The organism is Polynucleobacter sp. AP-Sving-400A-A2 (assembly GCF_018688155.1).
Taxonomy (GTDB): Bacteria; Pseudomonadota; Gammaproteobacteria; order Burkholderiales; family Burkholderiaceae; genus Polynucleobacter.
The window spans coordinates 1,537,281-1,561,160 of record NZ_CP061312.1; the positions used below are offsets into that span (position 1 = coordinate 1,537,281).

Annotated in this window: 22 protein-coding genes and 1 other RNA gene; 8 read left to right on the forward strand and 15 right to left on the reverse strand. The window is 46.1% G+C overall.

What is annotated here, in order from left to right:
* Positions 1-11: 11 nt before the first annotated feature.
* Genes aroA through gyrA form a run of 6 tightly spaced genes read right to left on the reverse strand, consistent with a single transcriptional unit; the run spans position 12 to position 8,327 of the window.
* Positions 12-1,331, reverse strand: a complete 1,320-nt coding sequence (gene aroA, locus C2758_RS08095; RefSeq protein WP_215330206.1) for a 3-phosphoshikimate 1-carboxyvinyltransferase — start codon at positions 1,329-1,331, stop codon at positions 12-14.
* An 8-nt stretch (positions 1,332-1,339) separates the two neighbouring features.
* A complete protein-coding gene (locus tag C2758_RS08100; protein ID WP_215327724.1) occupies positions 1,340-2,221 on the reverse strand; it encodes a prephenate dehydrogenase/arogenate dehydrogenase family protein in 882 nt (293 codons plus the stop codon).
* A 32-nt stretch (positions 2,222-2,253) separates the two neighbouring features.
* Positions 2,254-3,384: a histidinol-phosphate transaminase gene (hisC, locus tag C2758_RS08105; RefSeq protein ID WP_215327725.1), complete on the reverse strand. Its 1,131-nt coding sequence runs from the start codon at positions 3,382-3,384 to the stop codon at positions 2,254-2,256.
* Positions 3,381-4,475, reverse strand: coding sequence for a prephenate dehydratase (gene pheA / locus C2758_RS08110; RefSeq protein ID WP_215327726.1), 1,095 nt, complete (start codon positions 4,473-4,475; stop codon positions 3,381-3,383). The genes hisC and pheA overlap by 4 nt, the downstream gene beginning before the upstream one ends.
* Positions 4,475-5,572, reverse strand: coding sequence for a 3-phosphoserine/phosphohydroxythreonine transaminase (gene serC, locus C2758_RS08115; RefSeq protein WP_215327727.1), 1,098 nt, complete (start codon positions 5,570-5,572; stop codon positions 4,475-4,477). Before serC ends, pheA begins: the two co-directional genes overlap by 1 nt.
* A gap of 31 nt (positions 5,573-5,603) precedes the next feature.
* Positions 5,604-8,327, reverse strand: a complete 2,724-nt coding sequence (gyrA, locus tag C2758_RS08120; protein ID WP_215327728.1) for a DNA gyrase subunit A — start codon at positions 8,325-8,327, stop codon at positions 5,604-5,606.
* A gap of 158 nt (positions 8,328-8,485) precedes the next feature.
* Here gyrA and ompA point away from each other — a divergent pair, with 158 nt between their 5' ends.
* The 5 genes from ompA to C2758_RS08145 all read left to right on the forward strand — a co-directional run bounded on the left by ompA (position 8,486) and on the right by C2758_RS08145 (position 12,441).
* Complete coding sequence (gene ompA, locus C2758_RS08125; protein WP_215327729.1) at positions 8,486-9,070, forward strand: outer membrane protein OmpA; 585 nt, start codon at positions 8,486-8,488, stop codon at positions 9,068-9,070.
* Between the two features lie 101 nt (positions 9,071-9,171).
* Positions 9,172-9,861 carry a bifunctional 2-polyprenyl-6-hydroxyphenol methylase/3-demethylubiquinol 3-O-methyltransferase UbiG gene (ubiG, locus tag C2758_RS08130; RefSeq protein WP_215327730.1) on the forward strand — a complete coding sequence of 230 codons (690 nt, stop codon included), beginning with the start codon at positions 9,172-9,174 and terminating at the stop codon, positions 9,859-9,861.
* On the forward strand, positions 9,858-10,535 hold the full coding sequence (locus C2758_RS08135) for an HAD family hydrolase (protein WP_215327731.1): 678 nt from the start codon (positions 9,858-9,860) through the stop codon (positions 10,533-10,535). Before ubiG ends, C2758_RS08135 begins: the two co-directional genes overlap by 4 nt.
* Positions 10,536-10,604: 69 nt before the next feature.
* Positions 10,605-10,963, forward strand: a transfer-messenger RNA (tmRNA) gene (ssrA, locus tag C2758_RS08140).
* A gap of 329 nt (positions 10,964-11,292) precedes the next feature.
* The gene (locus tag C2758_RS08145; RefSeq protein WP_215327732.1) at positions 11,293-12,441 is read left to right on the forward strand and encodes a Fic family protein; all 1,149 of its coding nucleotides are present in this window, start codon (positions 11,293-11,295) and stop codon (positions 12,439-12,441) included.
* Positions 12,442-12,459: 18 nt separating this feature from the next.
* Here the strand turns inward: C2758_RS08145 and C2758_RS08150 are convergent, their stop codons facing one another.
* Both C2758_RS08150 and C2758_RS08155 read right to left on the reverse strand, forming a co-directional pair.
* On the reverse strand, positions 12,460-14,211 hold the full coding sequence (locus tag C2758_RS08150) for an IlvD/Edd family dehydratase (RefSeq protein ID WP_215327733.1): 1,752 nt from the start codon (positions 14,209-14,211) through the stop codon (positions 12,460-12,462).
* A 36-nt stretch (positions 14,212-14,247) separates the two neighbouring features.
* A complete protein-coding gene (locus tag C2758_RS08155; RefSeq protein ID WP_215327734.1) occupies positions 14,248-15,237 on the reverse strand; it encodes a tripartite tricarboxylate transporter substrate binding protein in 990 nt (329 codons plus the stop codon).
* A 109-nt stretch (positions 15,238-15,346) separates the two neighbouring features.
* Here C2758_RS08155 and C2758_RS08160 point away from each other — a divergent pair, with 109 nt between their 5' ends.
* Complete coding sequence (locus C2758_RS08160) at positions 15,347-15,769, forward strand: VOC family protein (protein ID WP_215327735.1); 423 nt, start codon at positions 15,347-15,349, stop codon at positions 15,767-15,769.
* A 41-nt stretch (positions 15,770-15,810) separates the two neighbouring features.
* Here the strand turns inward: C2758_RS08160 and C2758_RS08165 are convergent, their stop codons facing one another.
* The 6 genes from C2758_RS08165 to C2758_RS08190 all read right to left on the reverse strand — a co-directional run bounded on the left by C2758_RS08165 (position 15,811) and on the right by C2758_RS08190 (position 21,611).
* A complete protein-coding gene (locus C2758_RS08165) occupies positions 15,811-17,868 on the reverse strand; it encodes a TonB-dependent receptor domain-containing protein (RefSeq protein ID WP_215327736.1) in 2,058 nt (685 codons plus the stop codon).
* 93 nt (positions 17,869-17,961) lie between these two features.
* Positions 17,962-18,102 (reverse strand): hemin uptake protein HemP, encoded by a 141-nt coding sequence (gene hemP / locus C2758_RS10815; protein ID WP_371817719.1) that lies wholly within the window; start codon positions 18,100-18,102, stop codon positions 17,962-17,964.
* A gap of 37 nt (positions 18,103-18,139) precedes the next feature.
* Positions 18,140-18,700: an energy transducer TonB gene (locus C2758_RS08175; RefSeq protein WP_215327738.1), complete on the reverse strand. Its 561-nt coding sequence runs from the start codon at positions 18,698-18,700 to the stop codon at positions 18,140-18,142.
* Positions 18,701-18,848: 148 nt separating this feature from the next.
* Positions 18,849-20,048, reverse strand: coding sequence for a class I SAM-dependent methyltransferase (locus C2758_RS08180; RefSeq protein ID WP_215327739.1), 1,200 nt, complete (start codon positions 20,046-20,048; stop codon positions 18,849-18,851).
* 3 nt (positions 20,049-20,051) lie between these two features.
* Positions 20,052-20,603 carry a carboxymuconolactone decarboxylase family protein gene (locus tag C2758_RS08185; protein WP_215327740.1) on the reverse strand — a complete coding sequence of 184 codons (552 nt, stop codon included), beginning with the start codon at positions 20,601-20,603 and terminating at the stop codon, positions 20,052-20,054.
* Positions 20,604-20,612: 9 nt separating this feature from the next.
* Entirely contained in the window at positions 20,613-21,611 is a 999-nt protein-coding gene (locus C2758_RS08190; protein ID WP_215327741.1) for a tripartite tricarboxylate transporter substrate binding protein, read from the reverse strand.
* 89 nt (positions 21,612-21,700) lie between these two features.
* Between C2758_RS08190 and C2758_RS08195 the strand changes: the two genes are divergently transcribed.
* Positions 21,701-22,468, forward strand: coding sequence for a sulfurtransferase (locus C2758_RS08195; protein ID WP_215327742.1), 768 nt, complete (start codon positions 21,701-21,703; stop codon positions 22,466-22,468).
* A gap of 12 nt (positions 22,469-22,480) precedes the next feature.
* Here C2758_RS08195 and C2758_RS08200 read toward each other — a convergent pair whose 3' ends face one another.
* The gene (locus C2758_RS08200; RefSeq protein WP_215327743.1) at positions 22,481-22,783 is read right to left on the reverse strand and encodes an antibiotic biosynthesis monooxygenase; all 303 of its coding nucleotides are present in this window, start codon (positions 22,781-22,783) and stop codon (positions 22,481-22,483) included.
* An 89-nt stretch (positions 22,784-22,872) separates the two neighbouring features.
* Here C2758_RS08200 and C2758_RS08205 point away from each other — a divergent pair, with 89 nt between their 5' ends.
* The gene (locus tag C2758_RS08205; RefSeq protein WP_215327744.1) at positions 22,873-23,874 is read left to right on the forward strand and encodes a tripartite tricarboxylate transporter substrate binding protein; all 1,002 of its coding nucleotides are present in this window, start codon (positions 22,873-22,875) and stop codon (positions 23,872-23,874) included.
* Positions 23,875-23,880 lie beyond the last annotated feature (6 nt).

Genomic DNA, 23,880 nt, shown 5'->3' on the forward strand with positions numbered 1-23,880 from the left:
CAAAAAAACTTTTAGGAAACAATCTTTGCGAATTCAGCAAAGTAAGTGGGGAAGGTTTTAGCAACGCAATTGGGATCATTGATATTGAGGGGATTAGGACCAAAAGCAGCCAAAGAGAAACACATGGCCATGCGATGGTCATCATAAGTATCGATGCCCTCTGCAGGAGACTTCCAGTCAGCGGTCGATTGAGGAGCTCGCACCACGATATAGTCAGCACCCTCCTCAACGAGAGCCCCAACTTTTTTCAGCTCTTTTGCCATTGCCGCAATACGATCAGTTTCTTTCACGCGCCAGCTCGCAATATTGTTCAAGCGCGTAGGGCCTTCGGCAAACAAAGCGGCAACAGCTAAAGTCATCGCTGCATCCGGAATCTCCGTGCAATCGATCGTGATGCCATTGAGCTTGCCATTAGCATTCTGAACGCCAGCAACCTCAATCCAATCTTCGCCCGATGAAATCTTCGCACCCATTAAAGCGAGCGCATCAGCAAAAGCCACATCACCCTGAATACTTTCACTTCCAACACCTAAGACACGCACTGGTCCACCACCAATCGCACCAAGTGCTAAGAAGTAAGAAGCAGACGATGCGTCGCCTTCAACAGAAAGCACTCCAGGACTTTGATATACCGCCTCAGAGGTCTTGGCGGGAATCACAAACGACTGGGCATCAGGGCAAGCTACCTTCACACCAAAGCGCGCCATCAGCTTGAGCGTGATGTCGATATAAGGACGAGAAATCAACTCACCAATGACCTCAATCTTGACGGGCTCTTTTGCTACCAAAGGCAAGGCCATCAACAAGGCAGTTAGGAATTGGCTAGAGACATCGCCGCGTACCTTCACTACATCTTTAATTTCAATATCAGCAGCAAGAATCTTGATCGGCGGATAACCTTCTTGTAATTCGTAATCAATCTTTGCACCCACTTGGCGCAAACCGTCCACTAAATCGCGAATCGGACGCTCATGCATACGAGGTACGCCAGATAAACGATAGTGACCACCATGCATTGCAAGAGCTGCCGTTAATGGACGAATAGCTGTACCCGCATTACCCATAAAGAGATCTGCATTTTGGATAGGGAACTTACCGCCACATCCCTCAACCACACAGACTTTGTCAGCTTGATCAGTTACAGACAAACCCAATTGGCGAAGCGCATGACGCATCACCTGAGTATCGTCAGCATCTAGTAAATTCTTGAGGGTTGTTGTGCCTGAAGATAAGGCGGCCAGCAATAAAGCTCGATTAGAAATGCTCTTAGAGCCTGGCAAGACTATCGAGCCTTGCGCTCGCTTGAATGGTCCAATTTTGATATCTGGCAAGCCACTCATCAAAGCCCATCCAAATCTTGGCGTGCTTTGCTAGCCTTGTTGAATAACTTCTCTAAGCCAGCACCATCATTCTCAGCAATCAATTTACGCATATGGGTCACGATGAGTAAATATTGATCAAGCTCTTTGAGAACTGCGCTGCGATTACCCAAACAAATATCACGCCACATCTCTGGACTCGAAGCTGCAATGCGTGTGAAATCTTTAAAGCCTGCGCCCACATGGCTGAGCTTTTGATCGGCGTCTTCTGAGTTCACAACACTGGCCATTAATGCATAAGACAAGAGATGCGGTAAATGAGAGACTGCTGCATAGATCGCATCATGCTGCACACAAGAAATCTTTTTAATAACAGAGCCAACTGACTGCCAAAATCCTTCGATTAAATCGGTATCTTGTGGAGAGTTTTCTTGTAGGGGGCAAAGAATCGTTTGCTTGCCTTCAAATAAATCCGCTTTCGCAGCGCTAGCACCATGTTGCGCACCACCTGCAATCGGATGTGCCGGTACAAACTGACAAGCTTTTTTACCCAAGACTTCTTTGGCAGCCAAAATCACATCGCTCTTAGTGCTGCCCGCATCGGTAATCATTGTTCTGGGTTCGAGATGAGGCTCGATGGTTTCAAAGGCTGCACGCATCTGGGCCACTGGCATGCACAACACCATCACGTCAGCTTGCTTAGCGGCCTCAACTAAGTCAACTACAGCATCTATAGCACCCATCTTGAGCGCTTGATCTAGATTCGGTGCGCTACGGCCGACCCCCAATACCTGATTGACCACGCCCGCTTTTTTTAATGCTAGACCTAAGGAAGCGCCAATGAGACCAACACCAACAATCGCGACGGTACCGTAATTACTAGATGGATTAATAATGGCCATTGGCTTATGGGATTTGTCTAATTAGCATTGAATTACTGCTGCGCCAAAATATCTTTAAGGGCGGCAATAAAGGCTGCGTTCTCTTCGGATAAACCGATAGAGATACGTAACCATTGTGGCAAACCGTAATTGCCGACGGGGCGCACAATAATGCCGCGCTTAAGCAACTCTAAATTAATGCGAGCACCAGCGCCATCATCCTCACCCACCCTCACCAACACAAAGTTGCCAGCTGAAGGAAGGTAAGTTAAGCCAAGCGCATTAAATGCTTGCGTCAGCTGAACTAAACCAGCGCGATTCAATTCAAAGCCTTGCTGTAAGAAAGCGGAATCCTGAAATGCTGCGATAGCTGCTGCTTGCGCCAGGCTATTGACGTTAAATGGCTGACGGATGCGATTGAGTAAATCGGTCAAGGCAGGCTGAGCCACGCCATATCCGATTCGTAAACCTGCTAAGCCATATGCTTTAGAAAAGCTACGCGACAAGATCATATTTGGGAAGCGCTTCACCCAAGCAATCGCGTCGTAGCGCTGCTCCGGGGTGAGGTACTCGTTATAAGCTTCATCCAATACAACCACCACATGAGCAGGTATAGCCATTAAGAACCCTTCGATCTCCCTAGCCGTTAAGTAGCTACCGGTTGGATTATTTGGGTTGGCCACAAACACCAACTTGGCTTTATCACCTGAGGCTTTAATTGCTTGCAGCATGGCAGGCAGGTCATGACCATACATTGCAGTTGCAGCCACTTCAATCGCCTTAGCGCCAACAGCTTGTGTTGCTAATGGATAAACCGCGAAGGCATGTTTAGAGAAAATCACCTCGTCGCCAGCTTGAGCTACTGCGCGTGCAGCCAACTCCAAAATGTCGTTACTGCCATTGCCCAAGGTGATCCAATCTGCTGGAACGCCTAAACGCGCTGACAAAACATGCTTTAATTCAAAACCATTGGAGTCTGGATAGCGACCCAAGTCACTAGCAGCCTTGAGCATCGCGTCTTGTGCCGACTTTGGCATACCCAAAGGATTTTCATTAGACGCGAGTTTCACAATCTTGTTTTCATCAAGGCCATACTCACGCGCAACTTCGCTAATCGGTCGCCCGCCGACATAGGGTGCTATCGCATGAATATGCTTTAAACCGATATTAGATTTTGATGTCATGCTGAGTGAGGATATGAGCCAAGGTTTTTATAAAAAGCAGCTGTCGTTTTTAACTCTTCCAATGCTTTGGCTACTTTTGTGTCTTCAGCGTGTCCCGCTACATCAATATAGAAGTGGTACTCCCAAGTTCCCTTGCGAGCAGGGCGAGATTCAAAGCGATTCATGGAAACACCATGCTTAGCCAAAGGCTCCAATAAACGATGCACGGCACCTGGTTGGTTATCTACTGAAAGCACCAAAGATGTTTGATCTTTGCCAGTAGGTTGACACTCGTAAGTACCGACCACCACAAAACGGGTACGGTTTTGTGGATCATCCTGAATCTGTGCAGCTACCGCCTGCAATCCATAAGCTTCTTGCGCGGGGTCTCCAGCAATCGCTGCCAAAGTCGGATCATTGGCAGCCATACGAGCAGCCTCTGCATTACTGCTCACTGCCTGACGCTTTAATTGGGGAGCATGCAAACTCAACCATTGCTGACATTGCGCTAAGGCCTGAGCGTGGGCACAAACCGTGGTCACACCATCTAAGCTCCCACTCTTAGTGAGAAGATGGTGGCGAATAGGCAGCACCACTTCACCACTAATCCGCATCGGAGAATCCAGAAGTAAATCTAGAGTGCGAGAGATGGCACCCTCGCTAGAATTTTCTACGGGCACAACACCAAACTGCGCTGCGCCCTTCTCTACCGCCTTAAATACTTCATCCAAGCTGTTGCAAGGAAGACCGGCAATCGAGTGGCCAAAATAGGTTTGTGCTGCTTGCTCTGAAAAAGTTCCTACTGGCCCAAGGTAGGCAATCGTCTGACGAGCCTCTAAAGCGCGACAAGCAGACATCACTTCACTCCAAATTGCGGCGATACCATCAGATAGAAGTGGGCCCTTGCTGAGTTCCTGTAAGCGAGCGACAACTTGACGTTCACGCTCCGGCCTAAACACAGGTGATGAAAACCCACCCTTAATGTGACCGACCTCTTGAGCAGCTTTTGCACGCTGTGATAACAAATCTAAAATCTGCGCATCCAGTGCATCAATCTTGTCGCGGATTGGCGCTAGACGCTGTTCTTCAGTACTCTGGTCTTTGGAGCTCATTAGGCACGCCTTTCAAAGTCACGCATAAATTCCACCAAGGCCTTGACGCCCTCTAGTGGCATTGCGTTGTAAATACTAGCGCGCATACCTCCTGCCGCCTTATGACCGCGCAAGGCAACTAAGCCTGCTGCATTGGATTGCTCCAGGAACTGGGCATTTAAGTTCTCATCCTTCAAAAAGAATGTGACATTCATTCTGGAACGATATTCTTTGGTAACGCGGCTCTCATACAAGCTACTCTGATCTAGGAAGTTATAGAGCAAGTCTGCTTTTTCTTGATTGCGCTTCTCAATCGCTTTTACACCGCCCTGCTTGAGTAACCACTTAAATCCTAGTCCAGCCATATAAATCGAGAAAGTAGGCGGCGTATTCAACATGGAGTCAGTAACTGCCTGTTTAGACCAATCCCAAATCGATGGTGTAATTTTCATACTGTGCCCCATCAAGTCTTTGCGTACGATCACAATGGTTACACCGGATGGGCCAATATTTTTTTGTGCGCCACCAAACCAAACGCCACACTTTGTGATGTCGATTTCTCTAGAAAGGATATTGCTAGAAATATCGGCAACCAAGAGCTTGCCATTGACATCAGGTACAGCTGGAAACTCTACGCCGCCAATAGTTTCATTCGCACAATAATGAACGTAAGCAGCATCATCTGATAGCTGCCAACTAGAACGATCTGGAATCGTGTTGAATTTTTCAGTCGCAGAAGAGGCTGCCAAATGAGCAACACCATACTTGTCCGCTTCTTTATACGACTTTTCTGACCAAATACCAGTTACTAAAAAATCTGCCTTGGGACCATTTTTGGCTAAAGGCATCAGGTTCATAGGGATGGCAGCATTCTGACCCAAGCCACCACCTTGAAGCATCAATATTTCATAGGAATCCGGAATACCCATGAGAGTGCGTAAGTCTTGCAGCACTTCCTCATACAGGGCCATGAACTCTTTGCCCCGATGACTCACTTCCATGACGCTGGCACCCAAGCCCCGCCAATTCAACATCTCTACAGCAGCCTGCTTTAATACCTCTTCAGGCAGGGTAGCAGGCCCCGCAGCGAAATTGAAAATGCGGCGGTCAAACGTCATGATGAGTTAATTGACCTTATATGGATGCCAATTAGGCATCGCCAGCTTCAGTAGAATTGGAACCAAGCGCTGGATCAGCGGAAACATTTCCACCCTCACCGTCTTCACCATCATCCAAATCATTCTCATCATCAGAATCGCTTTCAGCAATACGCTGCAAGCCAGACAAGCGAGTGCCCTCATCGACGTTAATTAAGGTGACGCCTTGTGTGGCGCGACCCATCTCACGAATCTCTGAAACACGTGTGCGCACCAAGATACCGCCAGTAGTAATCAACATAATTTGATCCTCAGGAGATACCAAAGCAGCGGCAACTACTTTGCCGTTGCGCTCAGTTGTCTGAATCGCAATCATGCCTTTGGTACCGCGACCATGACGGGTGTATTCACCAATCGGAGTGCGCTTACCAAAACCATTTTCAGTTGCAGTGAGTACGCTACTCGGAATTGCGAGACCATTCGCATCAACAACAGCCGCTTCAGCGCCTTCAGCAGCTTCAGCTGGGGCAACCAACATAGCAATGACTTGATGAGCTTCACCTAAGTTCATACCACGTACACCGCGCGCTGTACGACCCATTGGACGCACATCATTCTCATCAAAGCGCACTGCTTTACCAGCATCGGAGAACAACATTACATCATGCTGACCATCGGTAATCGCTGCACCAACTAAGAAGTCATTCTCGTTTAAATCGACAGCAATAATTCCGGCCTTACGTGGATTAGAGAAGTCAGACAAACGCGTCTTCTTCACTGTACCCAAGCTTGTTGCCATGAATACGTAATGATCATCTTGATACCCCTTAATCGGGAGAATCACCGTAATCTTTTCGCCTTCAATCAAGGGGAACATATTCACGATTGGCTTGCCGCGTGAATTACGACTACCCTGTGGAACTTCCCACACTTTGAGCCAATACATACGCCCACGATCAGAGAAGCACAGAATGATGTCATGCGTATTCGCAACGAAGAGTGTTTCAATCCAATCTTCATTCTTAGTAGCTGCAGCTTGCTTGCCACGACCGCCACGTTTTTGCGCACGGTATTCACTCAGAGGCTGGCTCTTCATATAACCAGTATTAGAAAGTGTGACCACCATATCTTGTGGCGTGATCAAATCTTCTGTGAATAACTCGGTTGCATTCATTTCAATAAATGAACGGCGACCAGAGTCACCACCAGCAATACCAAACTCGGCTTGCACTTCCTTCAACTCAGACTCAATGACTTGAGTGACACGCTCAGGCTTAGCAAGCAAGTCGAGCAAATCAGAAATCTCCGCCATCACATCTTTGTACTCATTGACGATCTTGTCTTGCTCAAGGCCAGTCAAGCGTTGTAAACGCATCTGCAAAATTTCTTGCGCTTGGCTATCCGATAAACGATAGAGACCAGTGGTTTGCATACCGTACTCCGACAACAAACCTTCAGGACGGTAGGCATTGCGACCACCTGGAGTATCTGTCTCGGCACGCGCCAACATCTCGCGCACCATGGAAGAGTCCCAAGGCTTACTCATTAATTCTTGCTTAGCAACTACTGGGTTTGCAGCGGCTTTGATGATGGCAATAAATTCATCAATGTTTGCCAACGCAACTGCCAAACCTTCTAAGACATGGCCACGCTCGCGTGCTTTACGTAATTCAAAAATCGTACGACGCGTCACTACTTCGCGACGATGTTGCAAGAAGTACTCCAGCATTTGCTTCAGATTCAACAGGCGCGGCTGGTTGTCCACCAGAGCCACCATGTTCATACCGAAGTTATCTTGCAGTTGAGTGCTCTTGTACAAATTATTGAGAACCACTTCAGGTACTTCACCGCGCTTTAATTCAATGACTACACGCATACCTGACTTGTCTGACTCATCACGCAAATCAGAAATGCCTTCTACTTTTTTCTCATTCACCAACTCAGCAATACGCTCGAGCAAGTTCTTTTTGTTTACCTGGTATGGCAACTCATCGACGATGATGGCCTGACGAGCACCCTTATCGAGGTCCTCAAAGTGGGTTTTAGCCCGCATCACCACACGACCACGGCCGGTGCGATAGCCTTCACGAACCCCTTGGACACCGTAAATAATGCCGGCGGTCGGGAAATCTGGCGCTGGAATGATCTCAATCAACTCATCAATCGTGCATTCTGGGTTGTGTAATACGTGCAAACAGGCTGTAACCACCTCATCCAAGTTGTGGGGAGGGATATTGGTCGCCATACCCACAGCAATGCCTGAGCTGCCGTTAATCAGCAAATTAGGCACTTTTGCAGGAAGAATCAGGGGTTCTTTCTCGCTACCGTCGTAATTTGGCCCGAAATCCACGGTTTCCTTGTCCAAATCGGCCAATAACTCATGGGCGATCTTGCGAAGGCGGATTTCTGTATACCGCATTGCAGCAGCGTTATCACCGTCTACAGAGCCAAAGTTACCCTGCCCGTCAACCAGCATATAGCGCAGGGAGAAGTCCTGGGCCATGCGAACAATGGTGTCATACACCGCAGAATCGCCATGGGGATGGTATTTACCGATCACATCGCCAACTATACGGGCAGATTTTTTGTAAGCACGGTTCCAATCGTTGTTTAATTCATACATCGCAAATAAGACCCGGCGATGGACCGGTTTGAGGCCGTCACGTACGTCTGGCAGGGCTCTGCCGACAATGACGCTCATTGCGTAGTCCAAATAGGACCGCCGCATTTCGTCTTCTAGGGATATTGGTAGTGTTTCTTTAGCGGCTTGTTCCATTTAGAAATAATATCATTTTGATGACTGATAGCCCCTATGCTAAGATTCTGTTAGTTTGTACGAAATTGAGATGTGTCGCTTTGCGGTTATTTGCTTCAAAGTAGGGCGAATTACATTTAAGTTTGACTTTAATTAAAAAAGATTTTTGAGGACTAAAAATGAACAAAACCCTAAAACTGGTATTTGCTGGCGTAATTTCTGTTGCTGCTACTGCTACTTCCGCCCAAAACGTTGACAACTGGGTCAACTCAAGTGGTTTATCTTGGAAAAACGGTGACGGCACTTTGTGCTGGCGTGATGCTAGCTGGACTCCTGCTACTGCTGCAAAGGGTTGCGATGGCTTCCTGGCTCCTAAAGCTGCTGCTCCTGCTTCAAGCGTTACTCAAAGCAAGATCACATTGCAAGCTGACACACTCTATGACTTCGATAAAGCAACATTGAAGGCAGAAGGTCAAGCAACTTTAGACAAAATTGCTAAAGACTTAAGTAAGATCAAATTGGAAGTAATTATTGCTGTTGGTAACACTGATAGCGTTGGTACTGATGCATACAATATGGCTCTTGGCCAGCGTCGTGCTCAGTCAGTTAAAGCTTACTTAGTAAGCAAAGGTGTTGATGGTAGCCGTATTTACACAGAATCAAAAGGCAAGAGCAATCCAGTTGCAAGCAATGCAACTGCTGAAGGTCGCGCTAAGAACCGCCGCACCGACATCGAAGTTGTTGGTACAGCTGCAGTTAAGTAATTCTCTTTACTTGTAAAAAAGCCCGGTTCTGCCGGGCTTTTTTATTTCCGCTATATTCGTAATTAATCTATTCCAACGCGCTTACCGCGCTATTTATTCCTATGAACGTCGATCAATCTGAAATCGCTAAATTTAGTGCCCTAGCCCATCGCTGGTGGGATCCCCAAAGCGAATTCAAGCCTTTGCATGCCATCAACCCCCTACGCCTGAATTGGATCAAGTCTTTTGTTGATCTCCAAGGCAAGAAGGTTCTAGATGTCGGTTGCGGTGGCGGGATTCTGGCGGAGTCGATTGCCCAGTCAGGGGCTGACACCTGTGGCATCGACTTATCCGAAAAGGCCCTGAAAGTCGCTGAGTTACATGCTCTAGAGGTAGGCGCCATCCTCAAATATCGCTCTATTTCAGCTGAAGCTCTGGCTGAGGAAGAGCCAGAACAATATGACGTTGTGACCTGTATGGAGATGCTTGAGCATGTGCCAGATCCTTCATCTGTAGTCCGTGCCTGTGCAAAGCTGTGTAAACCAGGTGGCACCCTCTTTTTTAGCACTCTGAACCGCAATCCCAAGTCCTACTTATTTGCCATTATTGGCGCTGAATATATCTTGCGACTACTCCCCAAAGGTACCCACGAATACGCCAAATTCATTAAGCCTTCTGAATTGGTCGCATTTACCCGTCACGCCGGATTAGAAATGCTTGGCATGAAGGGGATGACATACAACCCCATCACGCAAGTCTACAAATTGGGAGAGGATGTGGATGTGAACTATATGATAGTTGTGCGTAAATGAGTAGCGGGTTAGTAAGTCCTTACAAGGGCATCTTTTTTGATCTGGATGGCACCCTTGCTGACACAGCTCCAGACCTTGTCGCAGCTGCTAACCAACTTCTCGTCGCTCGCAATCTTCCACCTATGCAATATGAGGTATTACGTCCCCGTGCTTCGGCAGGGGCTCGTGGGCTGATTAAAGGGGCATTTGGGATCGATACCGATCATCCCGATTTCATTCCGCTTCGAGATGAGTTCTTCTCAAATTATGAAAAAGCACTCATAGTCAACAGCATCATTTTTGATGGTATTGACCACTTGCTTGATCAATTAGATGGCGCAAAGCTACCTTGGGGCATTGTTACCAATAAAAGCGAGCGCTTTACCAATCCCCTAACTGAGTTAATGGGCTTACGCCAAAGAGCAGCATCAACAGTTTCTGGTGACACCACCCCTCACTCAAAACCCCATCCTGAACCTATCTTGCACGCGGCTAGACTCGCCAATATTGACCCAACTAAATCGGTATATGTCGGTGATGACATTAGAGACATCGTGGCAGGCAAGGCGGCGGGTATGAAGACGATCGCAGCAGCCTATGGATACTGCGGCTGTGAGGAGCCTCCAGAGGCCTGGGGTGCGGATTATCTTGTGTACCACCCAAAAGAATTAATGGAAATCATCTTCCCGCAGTAGGGAGATAAAAAGATAACAAGCAATTTAGGGGCAAGCGCCTTAAAATAGAGCTTCCAATGCATGAACTCCGGGGTCGACATGGTTTCGACGTGGATTACAAAGCATCAAGGGCATACCGAGGACCCGTTATCTCGTAAATCAATGGGAATGTAATAACTGCAAACGACGAACGTTTCGCACTAGCCGCTTAATTGCGGTTGCCCCTGAACTGATTCTCTCTTGGGTCAGCTAGCGAAAGCTAGATCAGGGTCATTTACAAGAGATAAGATCATTTCATGTCACGGGGAATGATTCGAAAACTTAGTGAATCGCCAGCGTGGAACATGTCAGTCTGTGACTAGCTAGCTAAATTAAATGATATGACTAAGTATGTAGAACTTGTTGTAGAGGATTTGCGGACGCGGGTTCGATTCCCGCCGACTCCACCATTTTGAAGTATGTAACAGTCTAACGCCACCCACCAGGGTGGCGTTTTTCTTTTAGATAAAGGGCTGTACGCCCATTGTGGTCTTTTTAGATTCTGCTGTATCCAAATACGCTGGGGGTATTATTGGGGGTATCAGAGCAAAATCGAACAGAGTCAAAAACATGGTTGGGGGTATTTCTGGGAAGCTTACGGATTAAAGGGATTAAGAGCTTCGTCAACCTAAATGCTTCTAGAGCATTGTTTTACCGCTAATTAATAGGGGTTTTAATAGCTTGACTCTTTATTAAAGAATACTTTAATATACATATTTACATTAAAGAACTCTTTAATATGAATCGAATAACTGGTGCCTACCTTATAACGACCACCCTTAGCGAACCCGTTAAGGCATTTATTCCTGCGCCGCTGCCACCTAAAGATCCAGCGCTCTCACCTACCTGCTATGTAGAACAGAATCAGGCTGCTGAGCTAGCATTGGCGCGCCTATCTGGTGTAACAGGTTTAGTGCCATCGATTGATTGGCTGCTTTATGGCGCCATCCGTAAAGAGGCTTTGCTAACCTCCCAGATTGAAGGTACACAAGCCACACTTACCGACTTATTTGATGATGAAGCCGGCTTAGATATTAAGAATGCTGATGACATTGAAGAGGTCACCAACTACATGCAAGCCTTTCGGTTTGTTAGGGAAAACTTGCGCGATGAGGCTGGTCTACCCATAAGTGTTCGTCTTTTATGTGGCGCCCATCAGCTACTTCTCAATGGCGTAAGGGGTACAGGCAAACAACCTGGTGAGCTTCGTAAATCCCAAAACTGGATTGGTGGCACGCGGCCGGGTAACGTAATGTTCGTTCCGCCACCAGCAGATGAAGTGCCTCAGCTTCTAGCCAATCTCGAGCAATTTATTCACAAGGAAGATGATGGTCTACCGCGTCTGGTAAATATCGCCCTTGCGCATGCCCAGTTTGAAACCATTCACCCATTCTTAGATGGTAATGGTCGTATTGGCCGCTTATTAATTGCAGCATTGATGGAATACTTTGGCTTGTTACCAGAGCCTCTGATGTATTTAAGCTCTTACTTAAAAGAACATCAAATGGAGTATTACCGTTTACTTGGCGCCATCAGAACTGAGGGTGATTGGGAGTCCTGGGTAAGCTTCTTTTTAGAAGGCATTACTGAAGCAGCTACGTCAGCCGAAAGAGGAATCATTGACGTGGCATCTAGAGTGTCAGCTGATAGGCGTCTGTTGCTTGCGTCTCAAAGCGCAAGCCCTGCAAGCTTGCGTCTCTTTGAATTGTTACCAATGATGCCGCGCTTTACGATTGATCGTATTAAGGCAGAGCTAAAGACAACCTTTCCAACTGCGAACGCTGCCGCTAGAACTCTAGAGGGACTTGGGATTGTTACTGAGGTCACAGGCCAATCTCGCAACCGCAGTTTTAGCTATCAACCTTACATTGATTTGATTTCAAAATAAGGTTGATATCAAATTCGATTAACGCTTCGGCGTTTTACCAACGATCTTCACTGCCCTCAAGAAATCAAAGTCAACGCCCTTGTCTGCTTGCGTGACTGTATCTAAGAATAGCTTTAGGTAGCCACGCTCTGCAGTGGGCTCTATTACTGGATTTGCTTTTGCACGCTTAGCCAACTCTTCATCGGAGACCAACAAACTAATCTCACGATTCTTTACGCTCAAACGGATGCGGTCACCATTATGTACAAACGCCAGTGGCCCGCCAACTGCAGCCTCTGGAGTGACGTGCAACACAATGGTTCCGAACGCCGTACCACTCATGCGCCCATCAGAAATTCGCACAATATCTTTTACACCAGCACGAGCAAGCTTCATCGGAATCGGAATGTACCCCGCTTCAGGCATACCGGGTGCGCCTTTGGGGCCAATGTTCTTCAGCACCAAAATATCATCTGCTGTTACATCTAAGTCTGGACTATCAATACGATTGGCTAGGTCTTCACTGTTTTCAAACACAACAGCGCGACCCTCATGCTCCATCAGTTTTTCATTGGCCGCTGATTGTTTAATGATGGCAGCACCGGGCGCTAGGTTGCCATGCAACACTGCAATGCTGCCACGTGGATAAATCGGGTTATCGAACTTCCGCACTACATCTTGCTTAAAGCTTGGTGGGGCTGCATCAATCTCTTCACCTAAAGTGCGACCCGTTACCGTCATCGCATCGAGTTTTAATAAAGGCTTAAGTTCACGTAGCAGCGTGGTCATACCACCAGCATCATGGAAGTTCTCCATGTAGTGATCACCGGAGGGCTTCAAGTCGACCAATACCGGCGTCTCATCACCCATCTTATCGAGTGCATCCAAGTCAATCTCTAGACCCATGCGACCAGCGATAGCAGCTAAATGTACGATGCCGTTAGTCGAGCCACCAATCGCTAATAAAACACGCATTGCGTTTTCAAAAGCATCTGCTGTTAATACCTTATCAATCGTTAAGCCATCTTTTGCCATTTGCACAGCGCGAGTACCAGTCTCTTCTGCGATCCGAATACGGTCGGCAGTGACTGCAGGTGGTGTTGCTCCACCAGGCACAGTCATACCAAGGGCTTCAGAAATACAAGCCATCGTGCTAGCAGTACCCATGACTGAGCAGGTACCTACACTGGCTACTAATTGATCATTCACCTCATCTTTTTCAGCTGCGTCAATTTCGCCAGCGCGGAATTTCCCCCAATAGCGACGACAGTCAGTGCATGCACCCACACGCTCACTTCGATGGGAGCCTGTCAACATGGAGCCAGTAATCAACTGAATTGCCGGAAGACCGGCAGAGGCAGCACCCATCATTTGAGCAGGTACGGTTTTATCGCAACCACCAATCATCACCACCGCATCCATCGGCTGAGCACGCAACATCTCTTCTGTATCCATTGACATCAGATTACGCAAATACATACTGGTAGGAGCGGCAAAGCTTTCATGAATCGAGATGGTGGGGAAATCCATCGGCAAGCCACCAGCCAACATCACGCCACGTTTTACAGCCTCAATCAGTTGCGGCATGTTGCCATGACAGGGGTTGTAAGCACTGCCAGTATTGATAATGCCAATGACGGGGCGGTCCAGAGCACTATTGGTGTAGCCAGCACCCTTGATAAATGCTTTACGCAAAAACAAGGAGAAGCCTTTATCACCATAACTGGTTAAGCCCTTACGTAAACCACTCTCTGTGGGCTGTTTTTTTTCTTTATTTGAATTACTTGTCATAAATCATTCTTTAACTTGAAAAAATAAATGGTTTTTTTACTCAGCTTTGATATCAGCTTCTTTAATGACTTTTTCCCAACGCTTCACCTCAGCAGCCAGCAACTCGGCTGATTTCTTGGGATTGGTTGGCGCTGCAGCGTAAACACCCTGCTTTAAGAATGCTTCCTTGACTTCGGGATTGAGTAATAGTTTGGCGATAGCACTATTTAACTGATCCACGATAGGCATGGGTGTACCGACTGGCGCTAAAACACCAAAGGTAGAGCTCACTTCTAGCGCAGGCATGCCAGATTCAGCGGTCGTTGGAACATCAGGCAACATCGAAATGCGTTTTGCCGTTGTCACCGCTAAAGGACGCAATTGCCCAGCATTGATAAATGGTAATGCAGCTGGAACAGTTTCCACCATCATGTTGACTTGTCCTGCAACTAAATCAGTCATAGCTGGGCCGCTACCCTTGTATGGCACGTGCGTGATTTTGAGACCCGCTTCTTTTTGGAAAATTTCTGCACCCATTCTCTGCGGTGCGCCTGCACCAGAGGAGGCGTAATTTAATTTATCTGGATTGGCTTTTGCGTAATCCACCAAGCCCTTTAAGGTTCTTACAGGTACGTTGGGGTTCACCACCACCACCAAAGGCACAGAACCCACAATCATGACTGGAGTGAAATCCTTCAAGAGGTCGTAACGTAACTTGCCCTTTTCAAGCGTGGCCATAGTGGAATGAGAGGTAACTGCGCCCATCAATAAGGTGTACCCATCTGGATTTGCCTTAGCTACCGCTTCTGCACCGATATTGCCACCAGCTCCACCGCGATTCTCAACTAACACTTGCTGACCCAAAGATTCGCCTAAGTTCTTGGCTAGAATGCGTCCAATCACATCGGTAGCCCCACCTGGAGGATAAGGCACGATGAGCTTGATTGGCCTGTCTGGATAAGCGGCATGCACCAAACCAGAAAAGGTAAGGATTAGGGCTGCCTGAGTAATAGAACGGCAAAGCCTACCCAACTGAAAAGTGATCATTTTTGTCTCCGTGTCACAGTTTTATATTTATGCTCTCAATATACTAAACTTTGTCATTACATCCATTTAAGCTTACTGAGCTCAATTCCACATCTTGCCTAGGACCGCTATGTCAAATATTCAACCTTTTCATCTGGCTTTTCCTGTAGACAATCTAGAAGCCGCTCGCACTTTTTACGGTAGCACCCTAGGTTGTGCGGAAGGTCGCAGCTCCGATGAATGGATTGATTTTGACTTCTTTGGGCACCAATTAGTTGCCCACCTTGCACCTGAAGAATGCAACCATGCAGCCTCAAATGAGGTTGACGGACATCAAGTTCCCGTAAAACATTTTGGAGTAGTGCTGACCATGCCAGATTGGCATGCGTTGGCCGATAAATTAAGCAGTAGTGGCATGAAGTTCATCATCGAACCACAAATTCGTTTCAAAGGAAAAGTGGGCGAGCAAGCCACCATGTTCTTTCTCGATCCTGCTGGTAATGCCTTGGAGTTCAAGGCATTTGAGGATCCCAGCCAGCTATTTGCTAAATAATTGGCCGAGATAGAAAAACTGAGTACAAGTTATCTACTACATCAGAAGAACTGGTAACTCATTCCCGCCTGAAAATTGATGGGTGCTCCAGCAAAAATCCCATCAGGACTTCTACTGGAAATATAGCGCTTGTTTAACAGGTTATTCACCACACCAAATACTTTCAAACTTTTATTGATTGCATAATTCGCGCTCCAATTAACAGTAGTGATGGCAGGAATTTCCCCTAGAGTCCCAATAGAGTTTGGTAAAGCGGTATTTGCCGAATCAGCAAATTGAGACGATAAGTAATTTAGACTAACTAAAGTGTTGAGCCCATTTTTCTGATAGCTGACACCTAAATTCGATACCAACTCTGATGTGTATGGGATACGGTTACCATCTTTCCCCATAGATGAATTACCAACAAATTTAGCAACTGGAATATAAGTTAGATTCCCACTCAGACCCCATCCAGATTCAAGTCCATACCCTAAAGATAATTCCATGCCCTGATGTAGGCTCTTGCCGCCGTTGGCTTTAGTAATGCCCGCAGCAAGACTTTGATTAACGATTTGATTGCTAAAGTTCATGCTGAATATCGCTGCATCATAGCTAAAGCCATAATTGACACCCCGTAGACCAAACTCAAAATTGGTTGACCTCTCAGGATCCAATTGTTGATCTACGCCTTTTTCACTAATGGCAGTTGCTAATTGAGCGGGTGCAAATCCTTTATATACGCTCGAATAAAGCTGTAGTTCTGGAATCAATTGCCAGCTTGCTCCAATTTGCGGCACAGTTTCTAAATTCTTTGCGCTCCCTGAGCTTTCAGTCAGGACATTATTTCGAGACTGGTTATAACTTTCAATGCGCACCCCCGGAGTAATTGCAAAGTCTTTCGATAGCAAAAATCTATTTTGCGCAAACAGAGCCACTGAATTTGCTTTATTTTCCTCGTGACTAGACACTCTGCCAGACTTAGCCAAGCTTCGGGATGCTACTAGCTGGTTTGATTGCGACTCAGTATGTAAGCGCAGTCCGAATTCAAACTCATTATTCATGCCCATTGCCTCATAGGTATGAGTCACTCGTGAATCTACTCCGAGCATTTGAAATTCACGATTTCGCCCAAACATACAATCATTATCACCATTGCACGGAGTAAAACTCGTTTTATCCGAAGTACGACCACTGACGACTTGACGCCAGTAATCTCGATCTAAGCGACTCCAGTACAGCAATGTGTTCAGTTTTGTCCCAGTGCCGAGCTCCCAAGAGTGATTCAGATCAACGGCATTTCTCTGCGTAACAAAGTAATCATTAGGAGCGGGATTTCCTGAAAATCGAGCGGCATATTGATTTGGTCTCAAGCCAACATATGAGGTATTAATATTATTGTCATAGTGGGTATATTTAAGGCTTAGCCATTGATTTTGATCAATCGCTACCCCGCCCTTAAAAAGAATGTCATACATCTTAAAGCCATTGCCTTGGTATCCATCACTCTCAGACTTAATGATGTTGATACCTGCGATCGCTCCATTACTTTCCGACTTTCCGCCGGCCTCAATTTGAGCCAATTGATAGCCATAATTACCCGCCTTACCGGAAAGCTTAAAGCCCTCCTCTGGAGTCTTGGTAAGGTAATTAATCACTCCACCAATATTGGACGGGCCATACTGCAAGCCTGATGCCCCCTTTAAAACTTCAATGCCACTCATGCGATCAACAGGCGGGCTGTAATAAGAGGCGCTAGAAATAAATAGGCTGGGGTGAATAGGTGCCCCATCCTCTAGTAATAGCACTTTCTGACTACGACTGGGATTGAGTCCTCGAATACCAATATTCGGAATAGAGCCTAAGCCACCTTCATCACCTCGGATATTGATACCCGGAATAGTCTTCAGGGCATCTTGAATAGATAAGGGCTGAAGTAACTCTAACTGCTTTTGATTAATCACATCGACCGTACCTGGAATTTTCGAACGCGCATTTTCCTCGCTGCCGACAATATCTATTCTTGGTAACTCTATTTCCTTAGCCTGAATACCTGAGCTCAAGGAACACCCGCAAACTAAGGCCAAGCGTAAAGCCCAAGCCAATTTTTTCTGCTTCATATGCAATCTCCAGAGATAAAAACATCCAATCGCTGGCTAATCGCATATCAAAATACTTTTGCTGGCTAATAAATTAGGCTAAACAGCTCATCACTATTTAGTCAAAATGAGCTTCTTTAATTTAGTAATTCTTAAAATATATCTTTCGCCATCATGGATGATGACTACGGTTTTCTCTTTACCAAACAAAGTCGTACTAGCAATCACTTTATTTAAAATCAATTGAGGGCTCACAAAATCTGCTACCGAGACATTTAAATCTGATTTCAATTTAAGTCTCTAACCTGAAGTGGATCGGGAGATGGTAGCAGTGAGATATGGCCTGATCCTGAGACTCTAGCGCAGAAAATTTCCACTCTCTGACGCCCTCAATGGCAGATCTGTCTAGTTTTTCATAGCCAGAACTTTTGATCAACTGAACATTTTCCACGCGCCCTCGACCATCAATACATAACTTGAGTTGAACGGCACCTTGTTCACGCATGCGCCTGCTTAAAAGGGGGTAAATCGGTTTGGGATTTAAAAAAATATCTCTATCACGAAAAGTTTTCACTACCGGAGACGATATGCTCGACTCATGTTTACTGAGGTCCCTCGCAATCGTTGAGGCAATGTAACTTGGAGTGACATTGATGTCCTGAGTTTGTTTTGATACTTTGGCTATGGCGCGATGATCAAGTGAGTCCCTCAAGCTGAGAGTTAGCCTATCTGGTGCAAAAGTTTGTGGAGTCCTATCTTGAAATACTCCCATTCCAACAATGATGGAAATATGCACCCCAATCACCCAAAGAGGAATAAGTCTAGATACACTAATCTTTAATTTTTTTCCCATCAAGAAACAAAACCCTTACATACATCAACTCAAAAATGAAAGATGATAATCATTCTCATTTATTTTATTAGATGTTCTGCCGGCTAACAACCCTTTAAATTAATAGCCCGCAGGCTCAAAGGGTATTCAGGGAGCTGGATAGGTGAAACTAATACTTCTGATGAATTTGTAAGCGCCAAAGTGAAGTGATTTCAGCTGCTCTTGCAAAATGAAGAGAGTCTGAATCATCAAATGCTTTCGGATGTTTAGGCTTGGTATCGATACGTTCAAGAACAACTAATCCGGCATCTTCAATCCAAGAGAGTAGCTCTTCTCGAGTTCTGAGCTCAAGATGCTCTGCCAAATCAGACAGAACTAACCAGCCCTCGCCTTGGGGCAACAAATGCTCTTTCAATCCCGCTAAAAATCCTTTGAGCATCTGACTTTCTGGATCATAGACTGCATGCTCTAATAGGGAGCTAGGTCTTGCAGGCACCCATGGTGGGTTACAGATAATTAATGAAGCCTTTCCTGCTGGAAATAAATTGGCCTTCACAATGTCTATTTGAGAACCCAAGCCTAGGAGTGCAATATTTTCTTTGGCACATATAAGCGCTCGATCATCTTGATCAGTGGCAACAATTTCTTGCACATCCCGCATTGCCAAAATAATCGACAGCACACCAGTACCCACGCCAATATCAAAAGCTGTGGATGCCCCATCAAGGGATTTGGGCAAAGGGGCGCTACAAACTAACTCAATGTACTCACCGCGAACCGGTGAGAAAACGCCGTAATGTGGATGAATGTAAATTGGCTCGCCATTTTCATCAGCCAAAATAGGCAATCCATTCTTGCGCCACTCATGAGCGCTAATCACGCCCAAAAGTTCGCGCAAAGAAACTACATAAGAATGATCAACGGTGCCATACGCTTCTGAACATGCTTGCGTAATATCGGGCGCACGACGTAAGGAGATAGTGTGATCCGGATTGCATTGGATTAATAACATACCTAGTATTCGAGCACGCTGAGATTGAATCAGGCGGTGTTGATTAAAAATATCTTTTGCTGTTTTCTTGGGGGTGGCATCAGTAGACTTATCCACCCTCTTGCCGGCACGCTTTGATTTTTTGGATGGTTTATCTATACGACGAACTAAGGCCTGCAATAACTGTCTAGCATTTTGGAAATCGCCCTTCCAAAGAATAGCCGTACCTTCACATGCCAAATGATAGGCATCATCTGCCGTTAATGTATCGTCGGCAGTCACCACTTTTTTATGTGCTGCTATGCCATTTTCAGAATGCCAAACTGCTGAGCAATTCCGGCCACCCTCTTCCCAGTAAATGGAGCTACCCTGATTCATGAATTACGCAGGAGGATGTTCCTCAGGATTAACATCCAAGGCGATCAAAAACCGAGAAACCATGTTGTAAGCTGCCACTACAGTGACAAGCTCAACGGTATCGGTATTACCCAAAGCAGCCTGCAAGCGCTTCATCAGATCGCTATCCACCTGAATATTGCGCGTCATCTGAAACGTGAGTTCTACAGCATCATTCTCTACAGCAGAGAATGAGGCACTAGGAAAGTTTGGTTGGCCAATTAAACGCAGCGCCTGAACTTGCTCTTCAGTGCCCCCAGCCTTGATAAAAGGTGGAGCGTGGTGAAAAAACTCATATTCAGCGCCATTAAGAACAGCTACCCCGCACATCGCAAGCTCACGCAGCTTTGGATCCAAGGAGAGATTATTGCGAATCTCTCCTACAAAATGATTCCAGCCCTCAGCAATAGGGGTGCTATGTAAAAGCATACGATCCAAATTAATGAACTGGCCACCACGTCTTTTACGAATAGCTGCTACCAACTCTGCAGGCTCAGCTAAGTCCATCGGCTGATAGGGAATTAAACGTTCACTCATATCAATTCCTTATTGCGCTTCTTTAATATTGTTTTCAATCACAAACTTGCCCCATACCGCGATTTGCTTACCAATAAAGTCACGCAAAGTTTCTGGGTTACCAGCCACAATTTGAATCCCTTGTGACTTCAGCTTCTCGGATACAGCTGGTGTTTTTAATGCTTTAGTGACAGCCAAGTTCATGGCATTGACGATTGCTGGTGGAGTTTTTCCTGGGGCCAAAACTGCCCACCATGCTGGTGCATTAAATCCAGGGAAACCACTTTCAGCAATCGTTGGCACATTGGGCAACTCAGGGGATCTTTTGGCAGTAGTGATTACTAATGGGATGACGCCACCACTCTCAATATGGGGCTTGACTAAGAATTCTGAGCCAACAGCCAATTGAACTTGGCCACCCAGAACATCTTGCATCAATGGGCCTCCACCACGGTAAGGAACGTGATTCCAATCAAAGCCTGCTTGCTTAGCCAAACGCGCCATAGCTAAATGACCCAAGCTACCAATGCCAATAGATCCATAGCTAAATTGCTTACCAGTCTTAGACAGGTCTACCAACTGCTTAAAGCTGGTGATCCCAGAATTCTTGCTGGCCACTAATACCATCGGTGAAGTACCAATTAAGGTCACAGGTGCTATATCTTTAATCGTGTCATATGGGAGCTTATCTTTGAGAATTGGATTGACACCGTGCGTGTCAAATACCACAGCAAAGGTGTAACCATCGGGATCTGACCTGGTCATGGCAGCAGTTCCAATGACACCGGATGCCCCGCCAATATTTTCAACAATGACGTTTTGCTTTAATTCTGCTTGTAAAGCTGGGGCCAAGGTACGCGCCACTTGATCCACAGAGCCACCTGGCGGAAAAACAGCAATCAGGCGAATCGGCTTTTGGGTGGGCCAAGCGCCCACACCGGCAGTTTGAGCGCTAGCAAAAGAACCAGCAAACATCATCAATAAGCCCAATAAAAGGGCTTTTTTAGTTATTTTCAAGTAAATCGGCATACATCATCTCCCTCGATTAAGACTGCAAGATTACCACCCATCCTCGCCGCTTGTTTGATAATGGATGCCGGAGCAAGATGAGATTACCTATGAAACCAATTTTGAATGTGGCCGCCTACTTATTTGTCAGTCTAGACAATTTAACTGAGCTACGCACCAAGATCCTAGATGAGTGCAATTCTGGCGAGTTAAAGGGCACCATTCTCTTGACTGGTGAAGGCATCAATATGTTCCTAGCCGGTAGCGAACCTAAATTGCGCGGCTTTCTAAATGACTTGCGCCAGGATCCGCGCTTTGCACCCCTTCAAACAAAAGATAGCTGGTCTGAAACGCAGCCCTTTAAAAAGATGTTGGTGAAAATTAAGAATGAAATCATTCGAATGAATCACCCAGCGATTCGTCCGGAAGAGGGTCGCGCAAACTTCATCACACCGAAAAAATTACAAGGGTGGCTTGATCGTGGAACAGATGATTTGGGACGCCCGGTAGTCATGGTGGACACACGCAATGCTTTTGAGGTCGAGTATGGGACTTTTGAAAATGCACTGCATTTCAATATCGAGAAATTTACAGAATTTCCTGATGCTATTTCAGCTCATAAAGACGAGTTAGCAGATAAAACTTTGGTGAGCTTTTGTACCGGTGGAATTCGTTGTGAAAAATCTGGACTTTACATGCGTGAAATTGGCATGCAACACAGCTATCAGCTAGAGGGTGGCATCCTCAAGTACTTTGAAGACGTTGGTTCCGCACACTACACCGGCAGCTGCTTCGTATTTGATGAACGGGAAGCGCTAGAACCTAATCTAGACACCATCCCACTTGAACGCTCGATCCGAAAAAAACAAAGTGCATAACTACTGAAGGTATTAGTCTGACTTACCCACCAAAGTCATGTGCTCAACAAAAGGTGGTTTTGCAAAGAATGGGCCAACAATGGCTCGCCAGTCCGCAAAGGCTTCAGATCCCCTAAAGTCCACCGTATGGTTCTCCAGGGTATCCCAGTAAATCAGCAATAAATAACGGGTAGGACTTTCAATACTGTGATTCACCTTAAATCCACGAAATCCTTTAGCTTTTGCTATCACCGTATTGACGCCACGCAAAATGGCCTCCTCAAACTCAGCAGCCTTAGTTGGGTCAATTTCTATATCGCAGTGCTCTAAAATCATGGTGCTTCCTTTTTAAAAAGTATTTCTATAACGATAGTAAAATTCATTGATGAAGAAGCTTAATCTAAAACAATATCTGGACTCTAGACATGTCTAATTCTCTCCATCGGCAAATGCCGATTTTTTTATCTGCCCTGATTTTTTCAAGCATGTGCTCAGTAGCAAGTTTCAATGCTGCAGCGCAATCAACACAGAGCTACCCCAACAAGCCAATTAAGTTGATTGCTCCAGTAGCAGCAGGAGGCGGTCTAGATAATCTTGCGCGCAAGGTGGCCGAAAGATTATCTAAAAATCTAGGGCAACCCATTGTGGTCGAGAACATCGGTGGTGGTGGTGGAACAATTGCTGCACAGACAGTTTCAAAAGCAAGTCCTGATGGTTACACCCTCATGATCTCCTATGTTGCAACCCATGGCACAAACCCAGCTGTTCGCAAATTACCCTACGACGCTATTAAAGATTTCACACCAATCGGTATGATTGGCGCGACCCCCAATACTCTCATTATTAACCCCGACTTACCGGTAAAAAATTTGAAAGAGTTTATTGAGTACGCCAAAAAAAATCCAGCGAAAATCAGTTATGGCTCAGCGGGACCCGGAACACTTACTCATCTTGGGGTAGAGCAGTTCAAGCTTGCTTCCAACATCTTTATGGTGCATATCCCTTACCGAGGTATAGGCCCTGCATTTACTGACCTACTGGCCGGACAAACACAGGTCATGCTGCCAACGCTGTATGCTGCTATGCCGTATTTGAAATCTAATCGCGTCAGGGCTTTGGCAGTAACTGGTCAAAAACGAAGCACAGCAGATCCCAGCATTCCAACCTTTAAGGAGCTAGGTTACAACGGCTTTGATGGTCAACAGTGGTATGGAGTCTCAGGACCAGCAAACCTACCTGACCATGTTGTTAAAAAACTCAATGTTGAATTAAATAAGGTATTAGCCGCACCAGAATTTGCTGAGCAAATGGCAAATGAAGCGATGACACTGATGCCAATGTCTCCGCAACAATTTGAAAGCTACATTAAAGAAGATATTGCTCGCTGGACTAAGGTTGCCAAACAACGCAATATTGAGTTGGAATAAATTTCC

Coding starts and splice junctions, on each gene's coding strand:
- C2758_RS08100 (WP_215327724.1), bottom strand. CDS start 2,221: ATGGCCATTATTAATCCATCTAGTAATTACGGTACCGTCGCGATTGTT.
- hisC (WP_215327725.1), bottom strand. CDS start 3,384: ATGACATCAAAATCTAATATCGGTTTAAAGCATATTCATGCGATAGCA.
- pheA (WP_215327726.1), bottom strand. CDS start 4,475: ATGAGCTCCAAAGACCAGAGTACTGAAGAACAGCGTCTAGCGCCAATC.
- serC (WP_215327727.1), bottom strand. CDS start 5,572: ATGACGTTTGACCGCCGCATTTTCAATTTCGCTGCGGGGCCTGCTACC.
- gyrA (WP_215327728.1), bottom strand. CDS start 8,327: ATGGAACAAGCCGCTAAAGAAACACTACCAATATCCCTAGAAGACGAA.
- ompA (WP_215327729.1), top strand. CDS start 8,486: ATGAACAAAACCCTAAAACTGGTATTTGCTGGCGTAATTTCTGTTGCT.
- ubiG (WP_215327730.1), top strand. CDS start 9,172: ATGAACGTCGATCAATCTGAAATCGCTAAATTTAGTGCCCTAGCCCAT.
- C2758_RS08135 (WP_215327731.1), top strand. CDS start 9,858: ATGAGTAGCGGGTTAGTAAGTCCTTACAAGGGCATCTTTTTTGATCTG.
- C2758_RS08145 (WP_215327732.1), top strand. CDS start 11,293: ATGAATCGAATAACTGGTGCCTACCTTATAACGACCACCCTTAGCGAA.
- C2758_RS08150 (WP_215327733.1), bottom strand. CDS start 14,211: ATGACAAGTAATTCAAATAAAGAAAAAAAACAGCCCACAGAGAGTGGT.
- C2758_RS08155 (WP_215327734.1), bottom strand. CDS start 15,237: ATGATCACTTTTCAGTTGGGTAGGCTTTGCCGTTCTATTACTCAGGCA.
- C2758_RS08160 (WP_215327735.1), top strand. CDS start 15,347: ATGTCAAATATTCAACCTTTTCATCTGGCTTTTCCTGTAGACAATCTA.
- C2758_RS08165 (WP_215327736.1), bottom strand. CDS start 17,868: ATGAAGCAGAAAAAATTGGCTTGGGCTTTACGCTTGGCCTTAGTTTGC.
- C2758_RS08175 (WP_215327738.1), bottom strand. CDS start 18,700: ATGGGAAAAAAATTAAAGATTAGTGTATCTAGACTTATTCCTCTTTGG.
- C2758_RS08180 (WP_215327739.1), bottom strand. CDS start 20,048: ATGAATCAGGGTAGCTCCATTTACTGGGAAGAGGGTGGCCGGAATTGC.
- C2758_RS08185 (WP_215327740.1), bottom strand. CDS start 20,603: ATGAGTGAACGTTTAATTCCCTATCAGCCGATGGACTTAGCTGAGCCT.
- C2758_RS08190 (WP_215327741.1), bottom strand. CDS start 21,611: ATGCCGATTTACTTGAAAATAACTAAAAAAGCCCTTTTATTGGGCTTA.
- C2758_RS08195 (WP_215327742.1), top strand. CDS start 21,701: ATGAAACCAATTTTGAATGTGGCCGCCTACTTATTTGTCAGTCTAGAC.
- C2758_RS08200 (WP_215327743.1), bottom strand. CDS start 22,783: ATGATTTTAGAGCACTGCGATATAGAAATTGACCCAACTAAGGCTGCT.
- C2758_RS08205 (WP_215327744.1), top strand. CDS start 22,873: ATGTCTAATTCTCTCCATCGGCAAATGCCGATTTTTTTATCTGCCCTG.